Here is a 22,924-nt window from a genome sequence, read left to right as displayed (position 1 = left end):
TTTACTCCCAAGCCGCACGAGGATAGAAAAAGACTCCGTGTGGTGATCGACCAACTGGAATGACAGTAGTCAGCTTCATGGTAGTAAGGTCTATCACACCAACCTGCTTAGCGAAACGAAAGGTCACCCACATGGTTTTTCCATCTGGGGTAATTTCCATATCGTCTGGTCCTGCAGGCAAGCCGGTAATTTCACCCTCTTTTTCTAAGGTCTGCATATTCAGCAAGGTAATACTGGAGGCGACTCGGTTACTCACAAACACATGTTTCTTGTCGCCTAAGGGGCGGAAGTTATGAGCGCCTTTACCAGTCGTAATACGCTTGACTTCTTTTTGCGTTTTCCAATCGAACACTTGCACATTGTCCTCACCTGTTAGACCAATCAGCAGATATTGATCACCAGGCGTCATCCACAATCCAGCGGGTGTTTTGCCAGTCGAAATTTTCCACAAGATGTTTTGGGACTCAAGATCAATTGCCGCAAGTTCATTGGAATCTTGCAAGCTCACAAAAGCAATTTTGCTATCCGATGTAAAGGCAACGTGGCTTGGAGTTTTACCAAGCTTATAGGATTTGGCCAGAGTGAGATTAGAGCCATCAGCTGCATAGACATCTACGCGATTCAGGCGATTGCCATTCGCAACAAACCATTTGTGGTTCGGAGAGTATCCAACCTGATAGGGATCAATGATGTGTGGAATGCGCCCAGTAATTTCACCACTCGTCGGATCCATCAGAACAACGTCATTACCAGCAGCATTGGCAATCATTAGGATCTTTTGATCAGGCGTCATCATTAAGTGATGCGGCTCTTTCCCAACGGGCACGGTTTTAATCACTTGACGGGCATTCATATCAATCAAGCTCACGCTAGCATCGGCTGAATTCAAGATGATGGCCAGTTTGGGTTGAGCTGGGTCTGCCATGGCTGAACTCATGCCCAATGGGATCTGAAGAATCAAAAATAAGGGAAGTGCAAGACTGTGAACCGTATTCGTCAAAGATAAGCGCATCCCTATATTGTAAGCAACTACCTCAAGCTTGCCAGGACCTTTTCGAGTCGCTTGAGCGACATGGGGCTGGGTGTCCTGAGTTCTTGAGCAAAAAGAGCCACCCTCAGCTCTTCTAACTGCCAACGAAAGTCTTGCAGACCTTGATGTTCAGCCATGACATAGAATGCCGAGCCTTTAGAGCCCTGTAAGAGTTTTTGCCAGGGTCTTGCAACAGACTCCCAATCTTTTTGACACTGCGCATCACGAGCCGGATTTGATCTCAACTTATCAATCCGCATCTGAATCGCTTTGAGATAACGCGGTAAATGCACCAACTGCGCATAGGGAATGTCAGAGACAAACTTGGGAAATATCAATCCCTGCAATTGATTATGAATATCAGCATAGGCACTCGCTGATGATGCTTTTGCTTGTGCTATTTTTTTCTGGACATCCAGATTTGCCTGTAAGGCATTTAAAGCATGCTTGGCAATCTCTTGGGCTATTAGAGCCAATCTTGGTTTACCAGCCTGTAATCTCTCCTGAAATTGCTTGGCGTTAGTCGGCAAAGATTCACTCATGAAGGCCCGCTCGATCGCTACATTCAGAATTTGTTCTACCAGTGCATCCACGGAGCCAATATTGATAAACAGCAAACCTAGTTCGCGAAGACCTGGCAATTGTTTCTGTAAGGATTTAAGCGTATCTTTATTGGCGATTGAGAATAGCCTGCGCAAACCTTGATGGTGGATTTTCTGCGCCTCTTGCAAATCATCAAAGACTTCAAGATCACAAGACTCACCTCGATCTACTAGGGCCGGATAACCAAAGAGCAGTTTATTGCCCTTCTTGATCTCCAGCGTTTCAGGAAGATCGCCAAAGTCCCATGATCGGTATCCGCCTTGACTAATCTCGATCGTGGGTTTTTCTGAATCGGATTTGGAGGTCTCTACTTTGGCAGTAACAGCACCCTCTTGAGCAAGGGCCTGAAATGCGTCGCGCGCAATGCCACCAAACTCTGCGCGCAGCTTGACAAGATTGCGATCGAGCTCTAACTGCCTTCCATGCTCATCAATCAATCGGAAGTTCATGAACAAATGTTGCGGCAAGGCCTCAGGACGAAAATCGGTCCGTGCAATCTCAATGCCCCGCTCTTTCTGAATATCTCGTATTAGCTGCTCTACATAATCTCCGACACCAAATTGGTCTAAGTCAAGGCAACGCTCCAGAAAGGATTGGGCATATGCTGGTAAGGGAACTAAATGACGGCGTAATTTTTGCGGCAAGGACTTCAGCAAGAGTTGGGTTTTCTCTTCGCACATCCCTGGTACTAGCCATTCGCAGCGACGCCCATCAACTTGATTGAGTAAAGTAAGTGGCACTACTAAAGTGACGCCGTCTTTAGGGCTACCTGGCTCAAAATGATAGGTCAGACTGAGCTCGCTTCCACCGACTAGCCATTTTTTGGGATAGCGATCGACGGTAATGCCTGCTGCCTCATGGCGCATCAAGTCTGCTTTAGCCAAACGCATTTGACTATCGGCTTCAGGGGTTTTAAGCCAAGCCCTCATGCCTTCTCGATTGAGTACTGTTTTAGGCAGTCGCGAATCATAAAAGGCATAAAGCAAATCATCGTCAACTAATACATCTGGGCGTCGGGAGCGATGCTCTAAAGCCTCTATCTCTTTAATCAGTTGGTGGTTATGCCAAAAGAAGCCAAAGCTATCGGGATATTTTCTCTTAGCCTCAGCCTGAATTTCTCGCTCTAGCGCGGCACTTTCCATGCGCCCAAAGAGCTCCTCCTGAACCAAAGCTTGACGAATCAATAACTCTCTCGCTGCCACAGGGTCATGTGACTCGTAACGGACACGACGGCCATGATAGATTGGTAGGCCATATAAAGTGCCTCGCTCAAAGGCCATTACCTCACCCTGACGGTTATCCCAAAAGGGGTCACTCAAGGATTTGATTAAGCGATGCACAGCGACTTTTTCAATCCACTGAGGTTCTATCTTTGCGATCGTACGAGCATACATCCGCGTCGTCTCTTGCATCTCGCCAGCTAAGAACCATGCTCCTGCTTTTTTACCGATCGTTGAGCCTGGCCAAATGAAGGGCCGAATGCCTCGCGCCCCTAAATAGCCGCCGGTTTTACTACCCCGCTCTTGAGATTTTTCATCTTCTTCTTTTTTGGCAACAAAACCCAATAGGCCAGTGAGCAAGGCAAGATGGATTTGCTCATACGTTGCTGGGCTTGTATTTTCTTTCCAGCCTTTTTCACCTAACATGACATGAAGCTGCCCATAGACGTCGCGCCATTCTCGTAAACGCCGTGGTGAGAGAAATTTACTGCGGCACAAATTTTCCAACTGTCGATTGCTATGTTTATGCGTTAGCGCATCTTGATACCAATCCCACAATTTAATGAAACTCAGAAACTCCGAACGCTCATCAGCAAACTGTAGGTGTGCTTGATCTGCAGCTTGTGCTTGCTCAAGGGGCCGCTCTCGCGGATCTTGGGTTGCCAGTGCAGAAGCAATAATCGTGACTTCACGCAGCGCCTGCTGGTCTTTGGCTGCCAACAGAATTCGGCCAATCCGCGGATCCAGAGGCAGGTCCGCCAACTGCTTACCAATCGGAGTGAGCTTGAAGCGGGTTTGGTCATCCTCATTGGCTTCATACTCAATTGCACCAAGCTCATCCAAAAGCTGAATACCATCGGCAATTGCTCGGCCCAGGGGACGATCTAAGAAGGGAAACTCATTAATCTTCGCGAGCTTCAGGGCACTCATGCGCAGCAGCACTGCGGCTAAAGAACTGCGCAGGATCTCAGGATCCGTAAATCGGTCACGAGATTGAAAATCCTGCTCGCTATAGAGACGAATACAAATACCATCCGATACCCGTCCGCAACGACCAGCTCGTTGATTGGCTGCCGCTTGGGAGATGGGCTCCACTTGGAGTTGCTCTACTTTATTTCGATAGGAGTAGCGCTTGACTCGGGCCAGGCCACTATCAATCACGTAGCGAATATTGGGCACCGTTAAAGAGGTTTCTGCGACGTTGGTGGTCAATATGATCCGCCTGCCATTACCTGGACTAAAGACCCGCTCTTGCTCTGCTACCGACTGCCTGGCAAATAAACTCAAAATCTCTGGATGAAAACGTTGTTGCAGGACATGATCCTTACGCAAGACTTCTGCGCAATCCCGAATCTCGCGCTCACCGGGCAAAAAGACTAAAACATCGCCTGCACCAGAAGCGCCCTCACGCCACACTTGATTAATGGCTTGAGCTACTGCATCAGGAATATCCAGAACTTCTTTGGACTCTTTTTTACCTTCATTAACCTCTAAAGGCGCATAGCGTTGCTCTACCGGAAAGAGTCTGCCGCTAACCTCGATCACGGGAGCCGGTTTGCCGCCTAGAGCAAAATGCTCAGCAAATCGATTGGCATCAATAGTCGCTGAAGTGATGATCAATTTGAGATCGGGTCGCTTGGGCAATAACTGCCTGAGATAGCCCAAGAGAAAATCAATATTCAGACTGCGCTCGTGGGCTTCGTCAATGATGAGGGTGTCATAAGCGCGCAGTTGTGGATCGCGCTGAGTTTCTGCGAGCAAGATGCCATCAGTCATCAACTTGATCGATGCCCCTGGACTGGTTTTATCGGCAAACCGCACTTGATAGCCTACATCTACTCCGATTGGCGTTCCTAGCTCTTGAGCAATGCGCTTGGCAGTCGCAGTTGCTGCAATCCGTCTTGGTTGCGTGTGACCAATCAATTTGCCACCATTCATGCTGCCTCGACCAATATCAAGGCAAATTTTGGGTAACTGAGTGGTTTTGCCCGAACCTGTCTCACCGCAGACAATCACGACCTGATGGGCTAACAGTGCCTCAGCAATGACTTGGCGCTGGGCGGAGACTGGTAATTGTTCCGGAAAGCTGATCTCCATGCGCTTGCCAGTGTTGGGCGCAGGCATAGCAATGGGCTCGACTTTAGGTCTTTCTGGGAGTTTTTGTTTGTTTTTAGGCTCTTGCACCCTATAATTTTCTCACTATGAGCACAAATGCACCAAACCTCGCCCCCAGCGGCGAAGAATCGACCTCAAACTTTCCCTTCGTGGGCTGGCTGCGTGACGTTGCACCCTACATTCATAGCTTCCGTGAAAAGACCTTTGTCATCGCCTTTGCTGGCGAACTCGTCAAAGAAATCGGGCTTGAGAACATTATTGAAGATATTGCCATGCTCCACGCAATGGGCATGCGGATTGTGCTTGTTCACGGTATCCGTCCTCAGATTGAAGAACAGCTCAAACTCAGAAAGATCAAGAGCAAGTTTGGTACCAGTGCATTAAATACTTACCGTATTACTGATGCAGCTGCACTCGAGTGCGTTAAAGAAGCTGCTGGTGAATTGCGACTCGATATTGAAGCGGCATTCAGTCGCGGCTTACCCAATACCCCAATGGCGGGTTCACGGATCTCCGTTATCTCAGGGAACTTTATTACAGCGATGCCCGTTGGTGTGGTGGATGGGGTTGACTACATTCATACTGGCTTAGTGCGTAAGGTTGACTCCACCTCAATTACGCTCTCGCTCGATAGCAATAAGATTGTGCTGCTCTCACCTTTAGGCTTCTCGCCAACAGGTCAAGCATTTAATTTGGCTTATGAAGATGTAGCGGCTTCTACTGCTGCAGCACTTAAAGCAGACAAGCTGATATTCTTGAGCCCTTATAGCGGCTTAAGAGATGCTGATGGTGAGCTGATCACTGAGCTTTCTTTGCCTCAGCTACAAGATTACATGTCTGCCCATAAAGAACTCGAGATCGGTCTCAGGGGTCTACTCAATATCTCCGGTAGAGCGGTACGCTCCGGTGTTAGCCGTGTGCACTTTTTACCTTGCAATCAAGATGGCGCGCTCCTGGAAGAGCTCTTTACGCACGACGGTATTGGCATGATGCTTGCCTCTTCCGATATTGAGAACCTCAGAGAAGCCAATCAAGATGATGTAGGCGGTATTTTGCAGCTGACCATGCCATTAGAAGAGGAAGGCATCTTGGCAGCGCGCGGCCAAGACGTGATTGAGCGGGATATTCAGCGCTTCTCGGTTATTGAACATGACCGCGTGCTATTTGGTTGCGCAGCCCTCTTCCCCTTCCCTAATGGCGTAGGTGAATTAGCCTGCCTCGCAGTCGATCCAGATGTACAAGGCTCCGGTGACGGTGAGCGCCTCCTCAAACGCATTGAGATGCGAGCGAAGCAGGAAAATATTAAGAAACTGTTTGTTCTCACAACGAGAACGGAACACTGGTTCCTCAAGCGTGGCTTCAAACGCGCCACAGTCGATGATCTGCCGGAAGAAAGAAAGCAGATTTATAACTGGGATCGCAAGTCCATGGTTCTCACTAAAGATTTATAAGAAAGGTATTTCATGGCACGCATGGTTCAATGCATCAAACTCAATAAAGAAGCTGAGGGTATGGATTTCGCTCCACTTCCTGGTGAATTGGGCAAAAAGCTCTGGAATGAAGTCTCTAAAGAGGCCTGGGCAGCTTGGTTAAAGCATCAAACCATGCTCATTAACGAAAACCGCCTCAATATGGCTGACCCTCGAGCTCGTCAATACTTGCTCAAGCAGGTAGAAAAGTACTTTTATGAAGGCGGCGCTGATGCAGCGCAGGGTTTCATTCCACCATCTGAATAAATTCCAAATTAGGCTTGACGAAGAATTATTAGAGGCATAGGATGAAGGTGTGGTGTTACAGTAGGTGTGTAGCTCACATTGGTCTAAATGTATTTAGACTGCTAACGTAAGCATATCTCTATGCTTATTGGGCATCAGAGACATCAAACTCTCTTTTGCTCCTGTCACATTGAACGTGGCAATTAAACCCGATGGGCATACCCCGTCGGGTTTTATTTTTCTGAGTTGGAAAAACTCAAAGAACGATGCGCTTGATTCCAGTGGCATTACTAACCAATAGGACATCGGCTTTTTCTTTAGCAAAGATGCCAACAGTCAGCACACCAGCAATTTGATTAATCTGCGCCTCAAGTGCTGCAGGATCGGTAATGCTCAGCCCCGTAACTTCCAAAATCCAGCCACCGTTATCAGTCACGAATGCTTGGCTGGGGGTTTGGTTTAAATCTGCACGAACACTCTTTTGCAATCTCAGCGCTACCTTGCCACCCAGCTTTTCCATCTCGCGGGTCACGATGGCGCAGGCCATGGGCATCACTTCAATGGGGAGCGGAAAGTGACCCAATACCGGAACTTGTTTTGAGGAGTCGCAAATACACAGAAACTGATTGGCCATTGAGGCAATGATCTTTTCTCTAGTTAAAGCACCGCCCCCGCCTTTGATCATATTGCCCTGAGGGTCAATCTCGTCAGCACCATCTACATAGACCGGTAATTGGACGACGTCATTGGGATCCAGCACCGTGAAGCCATGCTTTAAGAGGCGCTCGGTACTGGCATTCGAACTCGATACCGTACCAGCGAAATGGCTTTTGTGGGGTGCGATAGCGTCGATAAAGTAGTTCACCGTTGAACCGGTACCCACACCCAGAATTTGCCCTGCAGGAAGCTTCAGAACCTCATCACGAGCAGCTTCGCCGACTAACTGCTTTAATTGATCTTGAGTCATGACTCTGAGGGTCCTTAGTAATGTGATTGCTGGGTTAGGCTACCTGATTGCATAGGAATGCATTATTAATATCATATGATATCGATAAAGCAGTCCAATAAACCATACAAGAAGTCGCCAATATGCCATCCGCCTTAGAACAACTCAAAGCATTTACGACCGTCGTCGCCGATACCGGGGATTTTGAGCGCATGCGGCAATTTATGCCACAAGATGCGACCACGAATCCTTCTTTGATTCTGAAGGCTGCCCAACAAAGCAATTATCAGGCATTGGTCGACCAGGTTAAAGCCGCTCATCCTGGTATGAAACCTGCTGACTTAGTTGACTATATTTTGGTCGCCTTTGGTCTGGAAATTCTGAAGATTGTTCCTGGGCGAGTCTCTACTGAAGTCGATGCACGCCTCTCTTTTGATACAGCTGCAACGATTGCTAAAGCCAAACATCTCATCAACCTCTATGAATCCCATGGCATCCTGCGTGATCGCGTACTGATTAAATTAGCAGGAACTTGGGAAGGTATACAGGCAGCAAAGGCTTTAGAAGCTGAAGGCATTCATTGCAATATGACTTTGCTCTTCTCTTTGGTGCAGGCTGCCGCATGTGGCTCCGCCAATGTGCAATTGATCTCCCCATTTGTGGGTCGCATCACCGATTGGTTCAAAGTGAAATTAGCGAGCGAGTGGAATGAGAGTCATACCGGCGCTCATGACCCTGGCGTGCTATCTGTGAAGCGGATCTATCAATACTACAAACACTTCGGCATTCAAACTGAAATCATGGGTGCGAGTTTTCGCAATACCAGTCAGATTTTAGAATTAGCGGGTTGCGATCTACTCACAATCAGCCCTGAGCTCTTGGCAGAACTGCAAAATAGCGAGCAACTGGTTATGCGCAAATTGATTAGCTCAAGTGATACCTCAAGCGAGATAGTCAAATTAAAGCTAGATGAGTCTAGCTTTAGACTGCAACTCAATAATGATGCGATGGCTACTGAGAAGTTAGCTGAGGGTATTCGGAACTTCTGTATTGATACTGAAAAGCTAGAGAACTTACTGAGCTAAGCGCTGCCTCAGGGCCTCGTATAGACAAACTCCACTCGCTACCGAAACGTTGAGGCTTTCTACAACGCCTTGCATCGGAATTCTCACTAACTCATCACAGGTTTCCTTAGTGAGTCGGCGCATGCCCTCACCTTCAGCGCCCATCACAATCCCAATGGGGCCTGTTAGGTCAATGTCGTAGATAGATTTTTCAGATTCATCGTCCGTACCAATCAACCAAACACCGGCTTCTTGCATCTCTTTCATACTGCGTACCAGATTGGTAACAGTAATGACAGGCATTACTTCTGATGCGCCGCTAGAGACTTTGCTGACCGTGGCATTAATTGAGGCCGACCGATCTTTTGGAATCACCACGGCATCAACGCCAGCGCCATCAGCGACACGCAAGCAAGCGCCGAAGTTATGGGGATCAGTCACGCCATCCAATACTAAGAAGAGTGCTTTCTCTTGTTGCGCCTCGACATCCTCAACAACTTCGGTAATTGTCCGAGCCACTGTCATCTTTTCTGCCAAAGCCACGACACCTTGGTGGCGATCGTGTCCTGTCAGCTTATGTAAACGCTCTGCATCTGCAGCATGCAGACGCTCACCTAAGATCTCTTCGGCTTGTTTCAGAAAATCTCCCATACGACGATCACGCCGACTGGGATCAAAATAAACCGACTTCAAGCTGTCAGGGTCCACTCTCAAGCGAGCTTGCACCGCATGAAATCCTACTAAGATTTGTTTCATATTGACTCTACTTATTTACGTCGCGCTTTGGTATTGCGCACTGGGGGTTTGCTACCGGCAGCTTTACCGGGTATCCGTCCAGTGCCGGCTGGCTTGGCTTTACCATTCTTACGGTTCGACTTCCCTTTGGATTGAGAGGCGCCTAGGTTGCCAGCAGTTTTAGCTGCATTGGTGTTAATGCCACTCGGTTTTTGGGGTGTTTTACTCTGAGGCCGTGATTTCTTTGAGGCGGCTTTTTTATTTGGTCTGCCTGTTTCAGTTGCTAAGACCATCGAGCGTCGATTGAAATTGTTACCCGGCTCAGCGCCAACCGTCTTCATAAGGCTAAATTCAATTTTGCGGGCGTCTAAATCTACACGGCTGACTAACACATGCATTCTGTCGCCTAAACGATAACGAATGCCGGTTCTTTCACCACGCAATTCTTGGCGCGCCTCATCGTATTGGAAATAATCCCCACCCAATTCTGTGACGTGGACCATGCCCTCAACAAAGAGATTCTCCAGCTGAATAAATAAACCAAAGCTAGCCACACTAGTAACGGTGCCAGCATATTCTTGACCTAGGTGATCGCGCATGTAATAGCACTTGAGCCATGCTTCTACGTCTCGGGATGCCTCATCAGCTCGGCGCTCATTCGATGAGCAGTGCACACCCAGCTGACCCCAAATCGGCAATGCCGCATTAGCGCCTTTGGGTAACTTGGTACCCTTCTCAGCTGCGGTCTTTGCATCCGTATGGGATTTTTTAGCATCTACCGCATTCTGACGTGCCTTCCCTTTGCGGGGCAAGGTCAAGTTCAAAGGCACTTTAGGCGGTAGGACTGGAACGTAGGGCTTCTTTTGTAGAATCGCTTTGATCACCCGATGGGTTAATAGATCGGGGTAACGACGAATCGGGCTCGTGAAATGAGAATACGCAGGATAAGCTAGGCCAAAGTGGCCCTCGTTATCGGGTTGATACATCGCCTGCTGCATCGAGCGCAAAACCACTGATTGCAACATATTGGCATCAGGACGCTCTTTAACTTCTTTAATTAACTTCGCAAAGTCGCGTGGCTTGGGTTTTTCACCGCCACCCAATGATAGGCCTGAAGTACGGAGAACTTGGCGCAAGGTCACGAGCTTCTCTTCAGATGGCTCACCATGCACCCGATATAGACCAAGGTGCTTATTCTTCTCGATAAAGTCGGCAGCACAGACGTTAGCCGTCAACATACATTCTTCGATCAAGCGATGGGCATCGTTCCGCGTGCGGGGCTCAATGCGCATAATCTTGCCGAGCTCATTGCTAATGATCTGGGTTTCGGTAGTCTCAAATTCAATCGCGCCACGCTTTTCTCTAGCGGATAACAAGATCTTATATAGAGAATACAAATTCATGAGCAAAGGACGGAACTCAGCAAAACGCGCTGCCTCTGGGCCTTTGCTGTTTGAGAGAACCTCCCAAACGATGTCATAGGTAAAGCGTTGCGCAGAATGCATCACTGCTGGGTAGAACTGGTAAGCCAATACGATGCCGTTGTTATCCACTACGGAATCACAGACCATACAGAGTCGGTCTACGCCGGGATTTAGAGAGCAAAGACCGTTAGAGATCTTCTCTGGCAACATCGGAATGACGCGTCTTGGAAAATACACCGAGGTTGCTCGTAGCAGCCCATCATCATCCAATGGGTGGCCAGGTTTAACGTAGTGCGATACGTCTGCAATTGCCACAATCAGTCGCCAGGCCTTGCTCTTGCCGTACATCACTGGCTCGGCATAGACCGCATCGTCAAAGTCACGGGCATCGGCACCGTCAATCGTGACTAAGGGTACGTCACGCAGATCGACTCGACCCTCTAGGTCAGCTTGCTGAACCGTATCGGGCAATGCTGCTGCTTCTTTCATGGCCGCAGCAGAGAATTCATGAGGAACGCCATACTTGCGGACGGCGATCTCAATTTCCATACCAGGGTCGTCAATCTCACCCAATACCTCAACCACCCTCCCTACCGCTTGGCGATAGCTATCTGGATAGTCGATGATTTCAACACTAACAACCTGACCGAGTTTGGCAATACCCTGACCCTTCGGCGGTATCAGAATGTCATGGCCAATTCGCTTATCTTCCGGGGCAACAATGAGCACTCCGTTTTCATTCAATAGACGACCAATGACGAGCTTATTGGCATGCACTACGACTTCAACAATTTGACCTTCTGGTCGACCTCTGCGATCGGTGCCCAATACTTTGACATTGACCCGGTCACCGTGCATAACGCGGGACATCTCTTTTTCAGAGAGGAAGATATCCTCACCGCCATCATCGGGGATTACAAAACCAAAACCATCTCTGTGGCCTTGAACGGTACCTAAACGATTCTCATCGCGAGGTACCACATGATCTGCTTTACGCATTGATTTCCTTTGGCATTACTTGCCGAATACAGCTGATTTAAAGCCATTTTTGTTATTTACTAGACCAACTGTATCAAATCAGCGTGTCCTATTTGGAAAAGCCTAAAAGGAGCTCAAAACACCTGATAGTAAGCTTCCCCTATAATAGAGGAACGCCCAGATGGCGAAATTGGTAGACGCACCAGCTTCAGGTGCTGGCGATCGAAAGATTGTGGGGGTTCGAGTCCCTTTCTGGGCACCAAACTTTCCCCCGTTTTAACCCTCTAAACCCCGTAGAATAGGCCTCCAAGCCAGACTTCACGGGGTTTTTTAATATTCCCACAAACCCTTTATTTATCTTGTTTTATTCTTATTTACTCGCTACCATGACACACATCCGACACACATGTGACACACATTTAAGAGGCCAATCATGGCAAGCATTAAAAGGTTCGGAAATAAATGGCGGGCTATTATCAATAAGCGGGTAGATGGTAAAGCTCATAGACCAAGCGAAGTATTCCCCACTAAAACAGAAGCACAAGCATGGGCAGCCATGGTTGAGAATGAGATTGAATCTGGTAAACGTGGGCAGGTGAAATCTGTCACCTTTGGAAAACTACTGGAGCGATACGCGGAAGAAGAGTCTCCTAAACATAAAGGTGTAATCTGGGAGCGCAATTTAATTCGGCGCTTTAAAGAGCAGCCCCTATATTCTAGTAAGTTAGGAGACCTATCAGCCAATGACTTTGGTAAGTGGCGCAACAGTAGGCTAAAAACAGTCTCAGAGGGCACTGTTAGAAGAGAATGGATTCTTCTATCATCCGCTATCAACGTGGCTATAAAGGAGTGGCAATGGCTTACAGTGAACCCTTTAAAAGATCTTAAACGTCCTAAAGATGGCCCGTCCAGAGATCGCCTATTTAGTAGTAAAGAAATTGAATCCTTAACTTATATTTTGGGAGCTGATAAACCCCCTACTACGATCTCCTCCAGAGTGGGTTATGCCATGCTCTTTGCTATGGAAACCGGCATGAGAGCTGGCGAAATTCTTGGTTTGAGATGGGATGACATTAAGGGCAGAACCGCAGCCGTAAGAGAAGGCAAGACCGCATCAGCTAAGCGCGAAGTACCATTGACATTAGAGGCCATAAGGATCTTGGAGCTGCTAAGCAAGGATACTGAGACTTGTTTTGATATCACCAACAAACAAAGAGATGCTTTGTTTAGAAAAGCTATGAATAAGACTGGCATTACTGATCTGCACTTTCATGATTCCAGAGCCAATGCTTGCACAAAACTAGCCAAACAAGTCGACATTCTTTCTTTAGCCAAGATCATTGGTCATAAAAATATCAATCAGCTTCAGGTTTATTACCGCGATACAGCTCAAGAGATTGCCGAGCGATTGAATTAACAGCCCGTTTTCTGGGTCATTAAGACGGAAATGTGCAAAACGGAGCCAAAAAGTATTGGCTAGCACGATAAAAAATATTTAGGTCCTACCTATTATTTACGGCTTGATTCGCCTACATCGTTGATAAGAGGCAATGTCTTTACGACAAGATAATTCATCCTTGTCTTTTGGCAGCTATTACTGAAGGTGATAGCATCAACCTCTTTAGCTGACCAATGTGTAGTGACTGTCCAAACAGTTTCTTTTGCTGGATTGCCAGCCATATTGGGGGATGCATCAATATCACCATTACTTACATACAAAATTACATAGTGAGTTGGTACGCTAGGATTCAGCCTTAGATTAAATTCTTTTTGCTTTTCCCATAAATTTTTAATTACATCCGTTACTGGCAAAGAAATTGTTACTAAAAAATAAGTTGGTCTAATAAAATCTATCGAGTAGGCCTCTCCTGAGCCAATCTCAGTGACTGGACTACTGTTAATCGTAATGCCGGCGCTATTAAAAACCTGATTTAAATTAGGTGGCCTACAAATAACCAAAGTAGATTTCTGATCAGTGGCACCGCTGCGACCGGGGACAAAATCCTTATTCTTAGAGCCAACCATTGCAGAGCAGCCCCCAAGAATAAAAAGAGAAACTACCAACCAATAAAAGGTTAGTAGATGTTTCATCTTCAGTCTCACTTTAATTCCATGGTGAAGGTTCCATCATCACTTCCATTCTCGTCTTGATTGGCTGCTTTATTAACTATGGTTCCGAGCATTCCAAAGACTGCACCCACCGTGTAAGACATTTTTCGAGTAATGATAAATGTGTAAGTTTTAGAGTCTTCGAAGGTAAAGGGTTTGGAAAATTCTCCAGTGGTCATACTTGCATCAACTTTAAGGATGTGTCTTCCAGCACTTGTTTTAACGGTGCATTCATCGCCACTTCCTAAGGCGCAATACTGAGTGCCATCAACAAATATCTTTGCATCCTTAAGGACGATGCTTGATTCGCGCTGGAAGACCAGAGTGACATTGCCTGAGCCTTTTGCTTGGGTTTCTTTCTCAGGATTATTGGACTCTTCTTTAGAAGTTTGTGCACTTATATTTGCACACAGCACTAACGAAAAAGCACTCAATAGAATATTCTTCACCTTCATATTAAAGCAATAGCCCTTCTCTTGTCATTATTCCAAATCGTGTAAGCAAAACAAAAAATAACCACTATAAATATCAACTACAAGAACAAATCTGACTAGGAGTAATAAAAAACCACCCGAAGGTGGTTTGTATCTTAATCGACTGATTAAAAGCGATAAATTGCTTTGATACCATATTCTTTGGTATTGTTTGCTGGCTCGTATTCGTAGTAATTAACGGCTGAGCCATTCTTCGTGATTGTGGCGTAATTAGTATTAGATTGCTGAATATTCCAATACTTGAAGTATGGTCCAACGCCCCAGCTCTCCTCTTTGTACATGACGGTAAGATTTAATCCATATCCTGAGTTTTGAGAATTATTAACGTTCGGAATGCCGGAGTAAGTAGTGCCACTATGCGTCCCATTTAGCGAGGCGAGGCCACTGTATTGATTTCCTGATAAAAGGTAGTCATATTCAAGCGTAGTTTCAATCTTCGCCTGATTATTATTCACTGCAAATCTGTGAATTAAGCCAATGGGCAAATAGTTGTAAGTGCTCTGTCTGTCATACCCCAATGCACCAGTGGAGGTTGATGTGCCGCCCCATTGCTGACTCAAGAAACGATAACCAAATCCAGCGTATGGGGATAGGTTATATCCATCGAATGCAAAATCGTAACCAACGACACCCTTAAAGTCGTAGTAATACTGCGGAATACCGCTTTGGGTGCCAGTACCACTGTAGGTTACGGGTCCATTGTTGTAGTTAGCATTACCAAGAACGAACCAGTCATTTCCAAAAGCATAAGTGCCAGTGTAGTCAATACCCCAATTGGTGGCTTTCATAGAGACGCTCAAACTTGGCTCGCTGTAAGAGTAAGAGGATAAGGTTGCCCCAATCTCATTTCCAGTTTGTGTCTTTAAATTTACTGCGGATGATTGTGCAAATGCAGCACTTGATAACAAGCCCATTGCCACCACTGCGATTTTGGTTAATTTCATCTCTGCTCTCCTTAATATTGTCTATGAAAGTTATATATAATTTACATCAAAATGGCTAATATTTAATTAAATAGCTTAATTAGTTGAAAATTAGAGTCTAAAGGCTAATTAGACGCTTTGAGTCAAGGAGTCACTCTGGAGAATAAGTAGATAAGAGCTTTAAAAACTGTTTTTCCACACAGTTAGTAGTAGAGTCAACCTCGGGGAACTTAGTTTTAATACATTGCAATCGAGCTAAAGCATCAAACTACAGATTTGAAGAAAAGTAAGCGTAGGCTTAATATTCTTAAAAAAGCCTAAATGATTCTGTTTTATATCAAATCACTATTTTGCGCGACACAATAATCGCACACTCTACCCTACAAGCCATATAAAATCAGGTGTAAGAAGTCCCTTTCTGGGCACCAAACTTCTATTTATCAGTAGTCTGCCAGGGCCACCTGCCAGTCATTTCGAGAGTCAGAGACCAGCTCAAGAAACACCGCAGAGTAATAATGGCGCCCAGGATGGCAACGCTCATCAAGGTCGGGTTAATCGCAACGGTACGAATAATATCGCTGGCTACCAGAATTTCTAAGCCAAGCAATAAGGCACGAATGATCTGTTCCCGGAAGGCTTTATAGGAATCATCGGTGGGTCGTTGAGCGATGTTTCTAATGAAGCCCAATAAGCCCCATAGAACACCCAGGGAAACAACGGCAACACCTAAAGCATCCATCACATCGCTGACATAGCGAATAATTTGCGCTAAACCTAAGGTAGTCTCCAACATAGTTCTTGCCCCGCCTTATCTCGCCTTGTCTTATAGAGTTACTTGCCGGGTTGGCTAATTTTAATGGTTTTCATCAGCGCACCCACTGCCTCTTGACGTCTTTGTTGCACCAAGGCTTGAGCAATGCCGGCTTTAGACTCATCAAAGCTCGGCAGAACAAATGGCTTCACATCATCGACCATCACAATATGCCAACCATTGCTGGTTTGAATCGGCTTGAGTGTGAACTGACCCTTAGTCATATTGAGTACGACATCATTAATGGGCGGCACTAGCTGGCTTGGCAACACCCAGCCCATTACCCCGCCTCGTGATCCTGAATTTTTATCTAAGGACTTTTCTTGAGCCAAAGTGGCAAAGGAAGTGCCTTTATTAAGCTGAGCAATAATCTGATTCGCCTCTGACTCGCTACTGACTACGATCTGAGAGAGTTTGTATTCTTTGGCGTTCTGCGGCTCTTTGCTTAAGGCCACTTGTTTGTCATAGTCTGCTTTGACATCAGCCTCTGATAGAGGATGTGCTTTGAAGTATTGTGCAAACCAGAGCTCTAAGACAGCGTTTTGTTCAGCTAGCTTAAGCTTGAAGGCATTGTTCCCAGAAGTGAGTAGACCAGTTTTTTTAGCGTCCTGTGAAACAGCCTCACGCAAGATCAAATCGTTCATAATCGATTGGCGCAGTTCAGGACTATCTTTTGCCCCTTCAGAAACGGCCACGTTGACCCAGTCATTGAGCTGACCTGAGGTAATTTTGGCACCATTCACAACCACCAGAACAGTATTGCTGCCAGTTTGTGCATTTGCAAAGTTCGCAGCAAAGCTCAAAAGAATAAGGAGCAGGATTGTATTGATATGTTTCATTGGGCTGTCGTTTCGGTGTTTGGATTCGGTTTGTGGTTTGAGTCTATTAATGACCCCATGATACAAGAGCAAAATGGATGCTCTTAAATTGCCATTGAGCGGTGCAAGATCTTGGACTGCATCTCACCCCAAAGGCTTTCAAAGTCTTCAATTGTCTGATCGGGCAGTTTGAGGGGATCAAAGAGCCCATTGAAAACAATGCTCTCTTTAGGCGCCAGAGTTTTCTCAAACTCAGTCAGGCCAATGGGCTTTTCGTCCATATCGCGGGTGAGTTCTGCTGAACAGACAATTGCTTCTGGGCTATCTCGGTCGATCACAGCAAACTCAATCAGCTCTTGTTTTTTATCTAGAATAATTAATGTACCGCGTGCATAAGAGACTGCATCATGCGCCTGAACAATATAGGATAAGAATTGGGTCTCTTCCTGCTTTTCCATCCGCAGATCATCAATGAAAAAGAGGTATTGATCACCCTCGCCGTTTACTAATGTAAATACCTTGGGAATGACGCCATGACCTAAACTCAGGTTACGGTAATAGTCCGCGATTTCAATGGCGAGGTTTTCAGAATAGAGATGCATAAGGTATTGGGTGTTTTAAACGCTTAATTGAGCCTTGAGAAAAGACATGGTTCTTTCCCAAGCGAGCGTAGCTGCTTCGCCTTGATATTTCAGATACGGCAAGTTACGAGCGTCTGCTTCTTCATTAGCAAATGCATGTTTGGCATCGTAGCGATAAAACTCAATGGGTGATCCTGCATCATTGAGCATATTTTCGAGTTGATCCACTCCGCTAATCGCAAAAGCATCATCGTGCAGAGCCCAGTGGGCAAGCATCGGTTTTGTAATGGCGATGGGGTTGACAAACTCGAGCGGTGGATAGCCGTACCAAACTACTGTTGCGTCTAGCTCAGGAACATTGCATGCAGATAATACAGTTAGCGCTCCACCCATACAAAAACCGGTGACAGCCACTTTGGGGCTAGCAGTAGATTTTAGGTATTGCACCGCCCCACGAATATCCTGCCCCGCCGCATCACCGAAATTGAGCCCTTGCATCAAGTGCTCTGCCTCATTGGCCTCTAGCGCGAGTTGTCCACGGTAAAGATCGGGAACTAAGGCTCGATAGCCTGCCTGAGCTAGCCGATCCGCCACTCCTTTAATCTGCTCATTTAAGCCCCACCATTCTTGAATCACCACGATTCCAGGCGCATTGCTTGGATTGGCTGGCTCAGCTAAGTAAGCATTAACGATTTGACCATCGGGTCTTGAATATTGAATCATGACTTCACTTTTCTATAAAAAAATAATCTTAATGACTGGATGGAGCAGGTTTTTGATCTGAGTGAATACGACCGACTAAGTAATAGGTTAACAAACCACAGGCCGCTGCCCCGAATCCAACCAAATTGTAATGTTGCATATTCCCGTCCGCTCCTATCGTTACAACCGCTCCGGCAACAACTGACGCAACTCCGGATGCAAACATTTGAACTGAACCAATCAGACTCATGAAAGTTCCTCTAATCTTGGCATCCACTACTTGGCTAATAATGGCCATCGCTGGAATCATGCGGCCAGAAATCAGAATAAAGAATGAAGTGGAATTAATGAGCACTAACCACAGTGGAACTGGGACTAAATTCGTTGTCACCAGTAGGGGCACCAAACTCACAATTGCCAAAACTTTGAATACGGATACCTTGCCATATTTGTCAGCCAGATGGCCAATATAACGTGAGGTAATGAGCGTTGCCACTCCCCCGCACAGATACACCAGAGAAATATAGTCATTAGCGATTCCCACATTCGTGGTGAGATAGAGCGCAATGTAAGGAATGACTGTAAAGCCCGTCATCATGATGAGGAACATGAAGCCAAAGGCCTTGAGGTGCTTGGGAGCAAAGGCAATTTGATAGATCTGCTGGAAGCGGCTACCGACGTGAACATGAGCTAGATGCCCTTCGATCTTCGGAATATTACGATAAGCCAAATATAGAATGATGCAGGAGACGATGGCGATAAAAAAGAATGGTGCGCGCCAGCCCAATGAAGGAATATGGTTAGCCAAGAACAAGCTGAGCGGCACCCCTGCAACAGTCGATACAGAGAATGAGGCCATCACTGTGCCCAAGGCCTTACCTCTGCGCTCAAATGGAATGGCATCCGCAATGATGGTTTGCACTAAAGACCCCAAAATGCCGCCAAAGGCACCAGCAAATGCTCGGGCAATAAATAGGATGGGATAGCTCGGGGCTAGGCCACAAATGACCGTAGCCACAATGAAGCAGGCATAGAGACTGAGTAGCAACTGGCGCCGCTCAAAACGGTCAATATAGTAAGTGGCAAAAATCCCGGAGGCGGCTGCAGCAAAGGTATAGGAAGAGAGCAATAAGCCAAATTGATGGGTATTGATATTGAGGACTTTGATGAAAATCGGCCCGAGGGGCATCATGATCATAAAATCCAGAATATGGGTGAACTGGATTCCAGCTAGGGCCAGAAGGAAGAAGCGTTCTTTATTATTGGCAGCGCCAGGATGCGAATGATTGGTCACAATAAGCTACTCTACTAATGGAATACCCTATTATCAGGCTTTAGCGCTAAAAATGCTGTAAGCCATTCATTTACTGAGACAAACAAAATGCCCTTTTTCAATCTGCCTATTGATATTAGCGACTTCTCGCCGGGTTATATATTCACCGACCTATTGATTGGCGTACTGGGCGTAATTGGCACTCTGATGATCCATGGCACTGTTGTCAATCGCTTATTGATGCGTTTTGATCACTATTCTATTGCGCACATAGAAGACAAAAAATATAACTGGGTCTTTGTCCAGTTTTATCTTTCCTTTATCCGTATCGCCCTAGTTCATGTGTTTGAAATTTATGTTTGGGGGGTTTATCTTGCTATCTTGGGATTTTTACCCAATTTAGTCAAAGCGGTTTTATTTGCTGGCAGCTGCTACACCACGATCGGATTTGTTGAGGATGTTTTGCCCTATGGCAGAAAGAGTCTCGCGTTTTATATCGCTCTATCGGGCTTCTTTTGCTTAGCTTGGACCACCTCCGCCATGATTGATATGACTCAAACCTATAAAGCAGCATGGCGCAAGAAATATGAAGGCAAGAAGTTCTTCTTGCTGTAATTTTTTATTGCTTGATGTAGTAACCATAAACGCAACGCTTGCCACCCCTTGAAGGATCATGCGTATCGTGAATCACACCATCAATCACTGCCGTGAGGTGCTTTGATAATCTCACAATCAGTTTGCCATGTGGCAATTCATCTGCCCTCAAATGCATCTGACAACCACCACCAACCTGCATAGTAGGTACCCAAGTAAATCCCTGCTTGAGGATGTAATCATGAAATACATCACGATGATTACCATTGCGCGGTGATGAACCTCTAGCATGAAGACTTCTGGCTAGACGATTCTTTTTATTGGCTGCATAAGATGCATTAGCCTCACGCAGATCTTCATATACTTCTAGGTAAGTTTTATTGGCCGCTATCGCAATTGCCCTAACAACACAATCCCCTGCCCCTCCCTGAAATCCTGCAGCTAGCCTACCGCCATCATTCCACTCAAAGCGAGTGGAATGGAGTGGCGACAGAAACTGTTTTAAGAATCCAAACAAAGAATGCTGGGGCTCAGGAGTAACTTAAGCCTGCGCTTTCTTCACAACCAAACGCCAAGCATGCAGCAATGGCTCAGTATAGCCGTTAGGTTGCTCGAGACCTTTGAAGATCAAATCACTCGCCGCTTTGTAAGCATAGGAGTCTTGATAGTTCGGCATCATCGGTTTGTAGAGTGGATCGCCAGCATTTTGACCATCTACCACCTTGGCCATTCTTTGTAGAGTTTCATTAACCTGCGCTTCGGTCACGATGCCATGCAATAACCAGTTGGCAATATGCTGACTCGAAATACGCAAGGTGGCGCGGTCTTCCATCAAGCCCACGTTGTGAATATCAGGCACTTTGGAACAACCTACGCCTTGATCGATCCAACGCACGACATAGCCCAGAATGCCTTGGCAGTTGTTATCCAACTCTTGCTGAATTTCTTCCTTAGACCAATTCGCCTTAGGGTCTACTGGAATCGCTAATAAATCATCTAGAAGTGCTTCGGCTTCAGCGGCAGTATCAAGTTTTTCCATCTCTTGCTGAATCTGCGCCACATTAACTTGGTGATAATGCAAGGCGTGCAAGGTTGCTGCTGTAGGTGATGGCACCCAAGCCGTATTGGCACCGGCCTTAGGATGCACAATCTTTTGTTCCACCATGGCTTTCATGAGATCGGGCATCGCCCACATCCCTTTACCAATTTGAGCACGGCCGCGTAGACCGCAATCCAAGCCAGCAAAGACATTGCGTCGCTCATAGGCAGATAACCATTTACTGGTTTTCATATCGCCCTTACGCATCATTGGACCAGCATGCATAGAGGTGTGCATTTCATCGCCTGTACGGTCTAAGAAACCAGTATTAATAAAGGCAACGCGGGCACCGGCAGCAGCAATCGCTGCTTTGATATTGGCACTCATGCGGCGCTCTTCATCCATGATTCCCAGCTTCACAGTATTTTCTGGCAAGCCGAGAAGTTTTTCTACTCGTGCAAAGAGTTCGCCAGCAAAAGCAACTTCTTCAGGGCTATGCATTTTGGGTTTAACGATGTAGACCGAGCCCTTACGGGTATTACCGATTTTTTGGGAGGCAGGACGTTTGATGTCATATAAAGCAATCAAGACAGTCACTACCGCATCCAAGATACCTTCATAAATCTCTCTGCCATCAGCAGTCAAAATCGCTGGATTGGTCATCAAATGGCCCACGTTACGCAGGAATAAAAGTGAACGACCGTGCAAAGTCACAATGCCATCTTTGGCATTCGTTGCCCCAATGCCTGCTTTATATTGACGGTCTGGATTGAGCGCACGAGTAAAGGTCTTGCCGCCCTTGCTGACTTCCTCAACCAAGGTACCTTTGAGAATACCTAACCAGTTTTCATAGGCAAGCACTTTATCGTCTGCATCCACTGCTGCAATGGAATCTTCCAGGTCCAAAATGGTGGATAACGCGGCTTCGAGAACCACATCATTGACACCGGCAGGATCGCCAGAACCAATCGTTTTGCTCTTATCAATTTCGATATCAATGTGAATACCGTTATTGCGCAAGAGGATTGAAGATGGACTTGCAGCATCACCTTGATAGCCGACAAACTGCTTTTGATCTGCAAGCGCAGTAGTGCTACCGTCTTTGAGCTTAATTGCAAGCTGATTACCGTTGACTGTATAGGCTGTCACATCCCGATGCGAGCCTTTAGCTAAAGGTGCGGCTTGATCCAGAAAATTACGAGCATAAGCCACGACCTTAGCACCACGAATCGGGTTGTATCCACCCGCTTTGGTCGCGCCATCTTCCTCGGAGATGACATCAGTGCCATAGAGGGCGTCATATAAAGAACCCCAACGGGCATTAGCTGCATTTAAGGCATAACGGGCGTTCAGGACAGGCACTACGAGTTGGGGGCCAGCTTGAAGGGCTAACTCATCATCCACGTTTTGGGTTGTGCCAGCCACTTTGCCAGGTACATCGTCAAGGTAACCAATCTCTTTGAGAAACTTGCGATAGGCTGGCATATCTTTAATCGGGCCGCGATTGGCTTGGTGCCATTTATCTAAATCCACCTGAATGCGATCACGCTTAGCCAGTAAGGCTGCATTTTTGGGGGTGAGGTCTTTCACGATCTCATCAAAGCCCTTCCAGAAATCGGCGCTCTGAATGCCAGTTTCAGGCAACACCTGATCTTCAATGAAACGATATAAAGGGGTAGCAACTTGTAAGCTATTGCAGGTGGTACGTGCTGTCATGATTAAACCTATGTATCTAAGTAAATGTGAAATT

At 46.5% G+C, this 22,924-nt stretch carries 20 protein-coding genes and 1 tRNA gene; 6 read left to right on the top strand and 15 right to left on the bottom strand.

Annotated elements, in window-relative coordinates; all coding sequences use genetic code 11:
* Window position 1: 1 nt before the first annotated feature.
* A complete protein-coding gene (locus tag AOC06_RS03715) occupies window positions 2-937 on the bottom strand; it encodes a YVTN family beta-propeller repeat protein (protein ID WP_500797040.1) in 936 nt (311 codons plus the stop codon).
* 92 nt (window positions 938-1,029) lie between these two features.
* Window positions 1,030-4,977 carry an ATP-dependent RNA helicase HrpA gene (hrpA, locus tag AOC06_RS03710; RefSeq protein WP_215381322.1) on the bottom strand — a complete coding sequence of 1,316 codons (3,948 nt, stop codon included), beginning with the start codon at window positions 4,975-4,977 and terminating at the stop codon, window positions 1,030-1,032.
* Between the two features lie 77 nt (window positions 4,978-5,054).
* Here hrpA and argA point away from each other — a divergent pair, with 77 nt between their 5' ends.
* Together argA and AOC06_RS03700 are read left to right on the top strand one after the other, a co-directional pair.
* Window positions 5,055-6,419: an amino-acid N-acetyltransferase gene (gene argA, locus AOC06_RS03705; RefSeq protein WP_215381320.1), complete on the top strand. Its 1,365-nt coding sequence runs from the start codon at window positions 5,055-5,057 to the stop codon at window positions 6,417-6,419.
* Between the two features lie 12 nt (window positions 6,420-6,431).
* Complete coding sequence (locus AOC06_RS03700; RefSeq protein ID WP_215381317.1) at window positions 6,432-6,704, top strand: oxidative damage protection protein; 273 nt, start codon at window positions 6,432-6,434, stop codon at window positions 6,702-6,704.
* A gap of 235 nt (window positions 6,705-6,939) precedes the next feature.
* Here the strand turns inward: AOC06_RS03700 and rpiA are convergent, their stop codons facing one another.
* Window positions 6,940-7,650 carry a ribose-5-phosphate isomerase RpiA gene (gene rpiA / locus AOC06_RS03695; protein WP_215381315.1) on the bottom strand — a complete coding sequence of 237 codons (711 nt, stop codon included), beginning with the start codon at window positions 7,648-7,650 and terminating at the stop codon, window positions 6,940-6,942.
* Window positions 7,651-7,772: 122 nt separating this feature from the next.
* Between rpiA and tal the strand changes: the two genes are divergently transcribed.
* The gene (tal, locus tag AOC06_RS03690; protein WP_215381314.1) at window positions 7,773-8,714 is read left to right on the top strand and encodes a transaldolase; all 942 of its coding nucleotides are present in this window, start codon (window positions 7,773-7,775) and stop codon (window positions 8,712-8,714) included.
* Here tal and rlmB read toward each other — a convergent pair.
* Window positions 8,703-9,449, bottom strand: a complete 747-nt coding sequence (rlmB, locus tag AOC06_RS03685) for a 23S rRNA (guanosine(2251)-2'-O)-methyltransferase RlmB (RefSeq protein ID WP_215381312.1) — start codon at window positions 9,447-9,449, stop codon at window positions 8,703-8,705. The genes tal and rlmB overlap by 12 nt on opposite strands.
* Window positions 9,450-9,460: 11 nt before the next feature.
* Window positions 9,461-11,851, bottom strand: a complete 2,391-nt coding sequence (gene rnr, locus AOC06_RS03680; protein ID WP_215381310.1) for a ribonuclease R — start codon at window positions 11,849-11,851, stop codon at window positions 9,461-9,463.
* A gap of 154 nt (window positions 11,852-12,005) precedes the next feature.
* On the opposite strand from rnr, the gene AOC06_RS03675 reads away from it, so the two are divergent.
* Together AOC06_RS03675 and AOC06_RS03670 are read left to right on the top strand one after the other, a co-directional pair.
* Window positions 12,006-12,092: transfer RNA gene (locus tag AOC06_RS03675), tRNA-Leu, on the top strand.
* Between the two features lie 171 nt (window positions 12,093-12,263).
* Window positions 12,264-13,247, top strand: a complete 984-nt coding sequence (locus AOC06_RS03670; RefSeq protein ID WP_215381308.1) for a tyrosine-type recombinase/integrase — start codon at window positions 12,264-12,266, stop codon at window positions 13,245-13,247.
* 92 nt (window positions 13,248-13,339) lie between these two features.
* Here AOC06_RS03670 and AOC06_RS03665 read toward each other — a convergent pair whose 3' ends face one another.
* The 8 genes from AOC06_RS03665 to AOC06_RS03630 form a co-directional block, all read right to left on the bottom strand.
* The gene (locus AOC06_RS03665) at window positions 13,340-13,855 is read right to left on the bottom strand and encodes a hypothetical protein (RefSeq protein ID WP_215381307.1); all 516 of its coding nucleotides are present in this window, start codon (window positions 13,853-13,855) and stop codon (window positions 13,340-13,342) included.
* 74 nt (window positions 13,856-13,929) lie between these two features.
* A complete protein-coding gene (locus AOC06_RS03660) occupies window positions 13,930-14,373 on the bottom strand; it encodes a hypothetical protein (RefSeq protein ID WP_215381305.1) in 444 nt (147 codons plus the stop codon).
* Window positions 14,374-14,540: 167 nt separating this feature from the next.
* Window positions 14,541-15,377: a hypothetical protein gene (locus AOC06_RS03655; protein WP_215381303.1), complete on the bottom strand. Its 837-nt coding sequence runs from the start codon at window positions 15,375-15,377 to the stop codon at window positions 14,541-14,543.
* 412 nt (window positions 15,378-15,789) lie between these two features.
* On the bottom strand, window positions 15,790-16,149 hold the full coding sequence (locus tag AOC06_RS03650) for a DUF1622 domain-containing protein (RefSeq protein WP_215381301.1): 360 nt from the start codon (window positions 16,147-16,149) through the stop codon (window positions 15,790-15,792).
* A gap of 38 nt (window positions 16,150-16,187) precedes the next feature.
* Window positions 16,188-17,006 (bottom strand): peptidylprolyl isomerase, encoded by an 819-nt coding sequence (locus AOC06_RS03645; protein ID WP_215381298.1) that lies wholly within the window; start codon window positions 17,004-17,006, stop codon window positions 16,188-16,190.
* Window positions 17,007-17,089: 83 nt separating this feature from the next.
* Window positions 17,090-17,587 carry a hypothetical protein gene (locus AOC06_RS03640; RefSeq protein ID WP_215381296.1) on the bottom strand — a complete coding sequence of 166 codons (498 nt, stop codon included), beginning with the start codon at window positions 17,585-17,587 and terminating at the stop codon, window positions 17,090-17,092.
* Window positions 17,588-17,602: 15 nt separating this feature from the next.
* Window positions 17,603-18,289: a dienelactone hydrolase family protein gene (locus tag AOC06_RS03635; protein WP_215381293.1), complete on the bottom strand. Its 687-nt coding sequence runs from the start codon at window positions 18,287-18,289 to the stop codon at window positions 17,603-17,605.
* A gap of 28 nt (window positions 18,290-18,317) precedes the next feature.
* Entirely contained in the window at window positions 18,318-19,562 is a 1,245-nt protein-coding gene (locus tag AOC06_RS03630) for an MFS transporter (RefSeq protein WP_255880048.1), read from the bottom strand.
* An 87-nt stretch (window positions 19,563-19,649) separates the two neighbouring features.
* On the opposite strand from AOC06_RS03630, the gene AOC06_RS03625 reads away from it, so the two are divergent.
* Entirely contained in the window at window positions 19,650-20,156 is a 507-nt protein-coding gene (locus AOC06_RS03625; protein WP_215278445.1) for a hypothetical protein, read from the top strand.
* A gap of 4 nt (window positions 20,157-20,160) precedes the next feature.
* Here AOC06_RS03625 and AOC06_RS03620 read toward each other — a convergent pair whose 3' ends face one another.
* Together AOC06_RS03620 and AOC06_RS03615 are read right to left on the bottom strand one after the other, a co-directional pair.
* Entirely contained in the window at window positions 20,161-20,652 is a 492-nt protein-coding gene (locus tag AOC06_RS03620) for a hypothetical protein (protein WP_215381291.1), read from the bottom strand.
* Window positions 20,653-20,676: 24 nt separating this feature from the next.
* Window positions 20,677-22,890, bottom strand: a complete 2,214-nt coding sequence (locus AOC06_RS03615; RefSeq protein WP_215381288.1) for a malate synthase G — start codon at window positions 22,888-22,890, stop codon at window positions 20,677-20,679.
* Between the last annotated feature and the right edge of the window lie 34 nt (window positions 22,891-22,924).

It is taken from the genome of Polynucleobacter paludilacus (assembly GCF_018687595.1).
In the GTDB taxonomy this organism is placed as follows: Bacteria; Pseudomonadota; Gammaproteobacteria; order Burkholderiales; family Burkholderiaceae; genus Polynucleobacter; species Polynucleobacter paludilacus.
Note: the sequence above shows the minus strand (reverse complement) of the source record. Positions and strands in the feature narration are given on the sequence as shown.

Excerpts from the sequence above, each read along its gene's own strand:
- AOC06_RS03670 (WP_215381308.1), top strand. The coding sequence starts at position 12,264 with ATGGCAAGCATTAAAAGGTTCGGAAATAAATGGCGGGCTATTATCAAT.
- AOC06_RS03625 (WP_215278445.1), top strand. The coding sequence starts at position 19,650 with ATGCCCTTTTTCAATCTGCCTATTGATATTAGCGACTTCTCGCCGGGT.
- argA (WP_215381320.1), top strand. The coding sequence starts at position 5,055 with ATGAGCACAAATGCACCAAACCTCGCCCCCAGCGGCGAAGAATCGACC.
- rlmB (WP_215381312.1), bottom strand. The coding sequence starts at position 9,449 with ATGAAACAAATCTTAGTAGGATTTCATGCGGTGCAAGCTCGCTTGAGA.
- AOC06_RS03700 (WP_215381317.1), top strand. The coding sequence starts at position 6,432 with ATGGCACGCATGGTTCAATGCATCAAACTCAATAAAGAAGCTGAGGGT.
- AOC06_RS03665 (WP_215381307.1), bottom strand. The coding sequence starts at position 13,855 with ATGGTTGGCTCTAAGAATAAGGATTTTGTCCCCGGTCGCAGCGGTGCC.
- tal (WP_215381314.1), top strand. The coding sequence starts at position 7,773 with ATGCCATCCGCCTTAGAACAACTCAAAGCATTTACGACCGTCGTCGCC.
- hrpA (WP_215381322.1), bottom strand. The coding sequence starts at position 4,977 with ATGCCTGCGCCCAACACTGGCAAGCGCATGGAGATCAGCTTTCCGGAA.
- rnr (WP_215381310.1), bottom strand. The coding sequence starts at position 11,851 with ATGCGTAAAGCAGATCATGTGGTACCTCGCGATGAGAATCGTTTAGGT.
- AOC06_RS03640 (WP_215381296.1), bottom strand. The coding sequence starts at position 17,587 with ATGCATCTCTATTCTGAAAACCTCGCCATTGAAATCGCGGACTATTAC.
- rpiA (WP_215381315.1), bottom strand. The coding sequence starts at position 7,650 with ATGACTCAAGATCAATTAAAGCAGTTAGTCGGCGAAGCTGCTCGTGAT.
- AOC06_RS03635 (WP_215381293.1), bottom strand. The coding sequence starts at position 18,289 with ATGATTCAATATTCAAGACCCGATGGTCAAATCGTTAATGCTTACTTA.
- AOC06_RS03615 (WP_215381288.1), bottom strand. The coding sequence starts at position 22,890 with ATGACAGCACGTACCACCTGCAATAGCTTACAAGTTGCTACCCCTTTA.
- AOC06_RS03650 (WP_215381301.1), bottom strand. The coding sequence starts at position 16,149 with ATGTTGGAGACTACCTTAGGTTTAGCGCAAATTATTCGCTATGTCAGC.
- AOC06_RS03645 (WP_215381298.1), bottom strand. The coding sequence starts at position 17,006 with ATGAAACATATCAATACAATCCTGCTCCTTATTCTTTTGAGCTTTGCT.
- AOC06_RS03655 (WP_215381303.1), bottom strand. The coding sequence starts at position 15,377 with ATGAAATTAACCAAAATCGCAGTGGTGGCAATGGGCTTGTTATCAAGT.
- AOC06_RS03715 (WP_500797040.1), bottom strand. The coding sequence starts at position 937 with ATGAGTTCAGCCATGGCAGACCCAGCTCAACCCAAACTGGCCATCATC.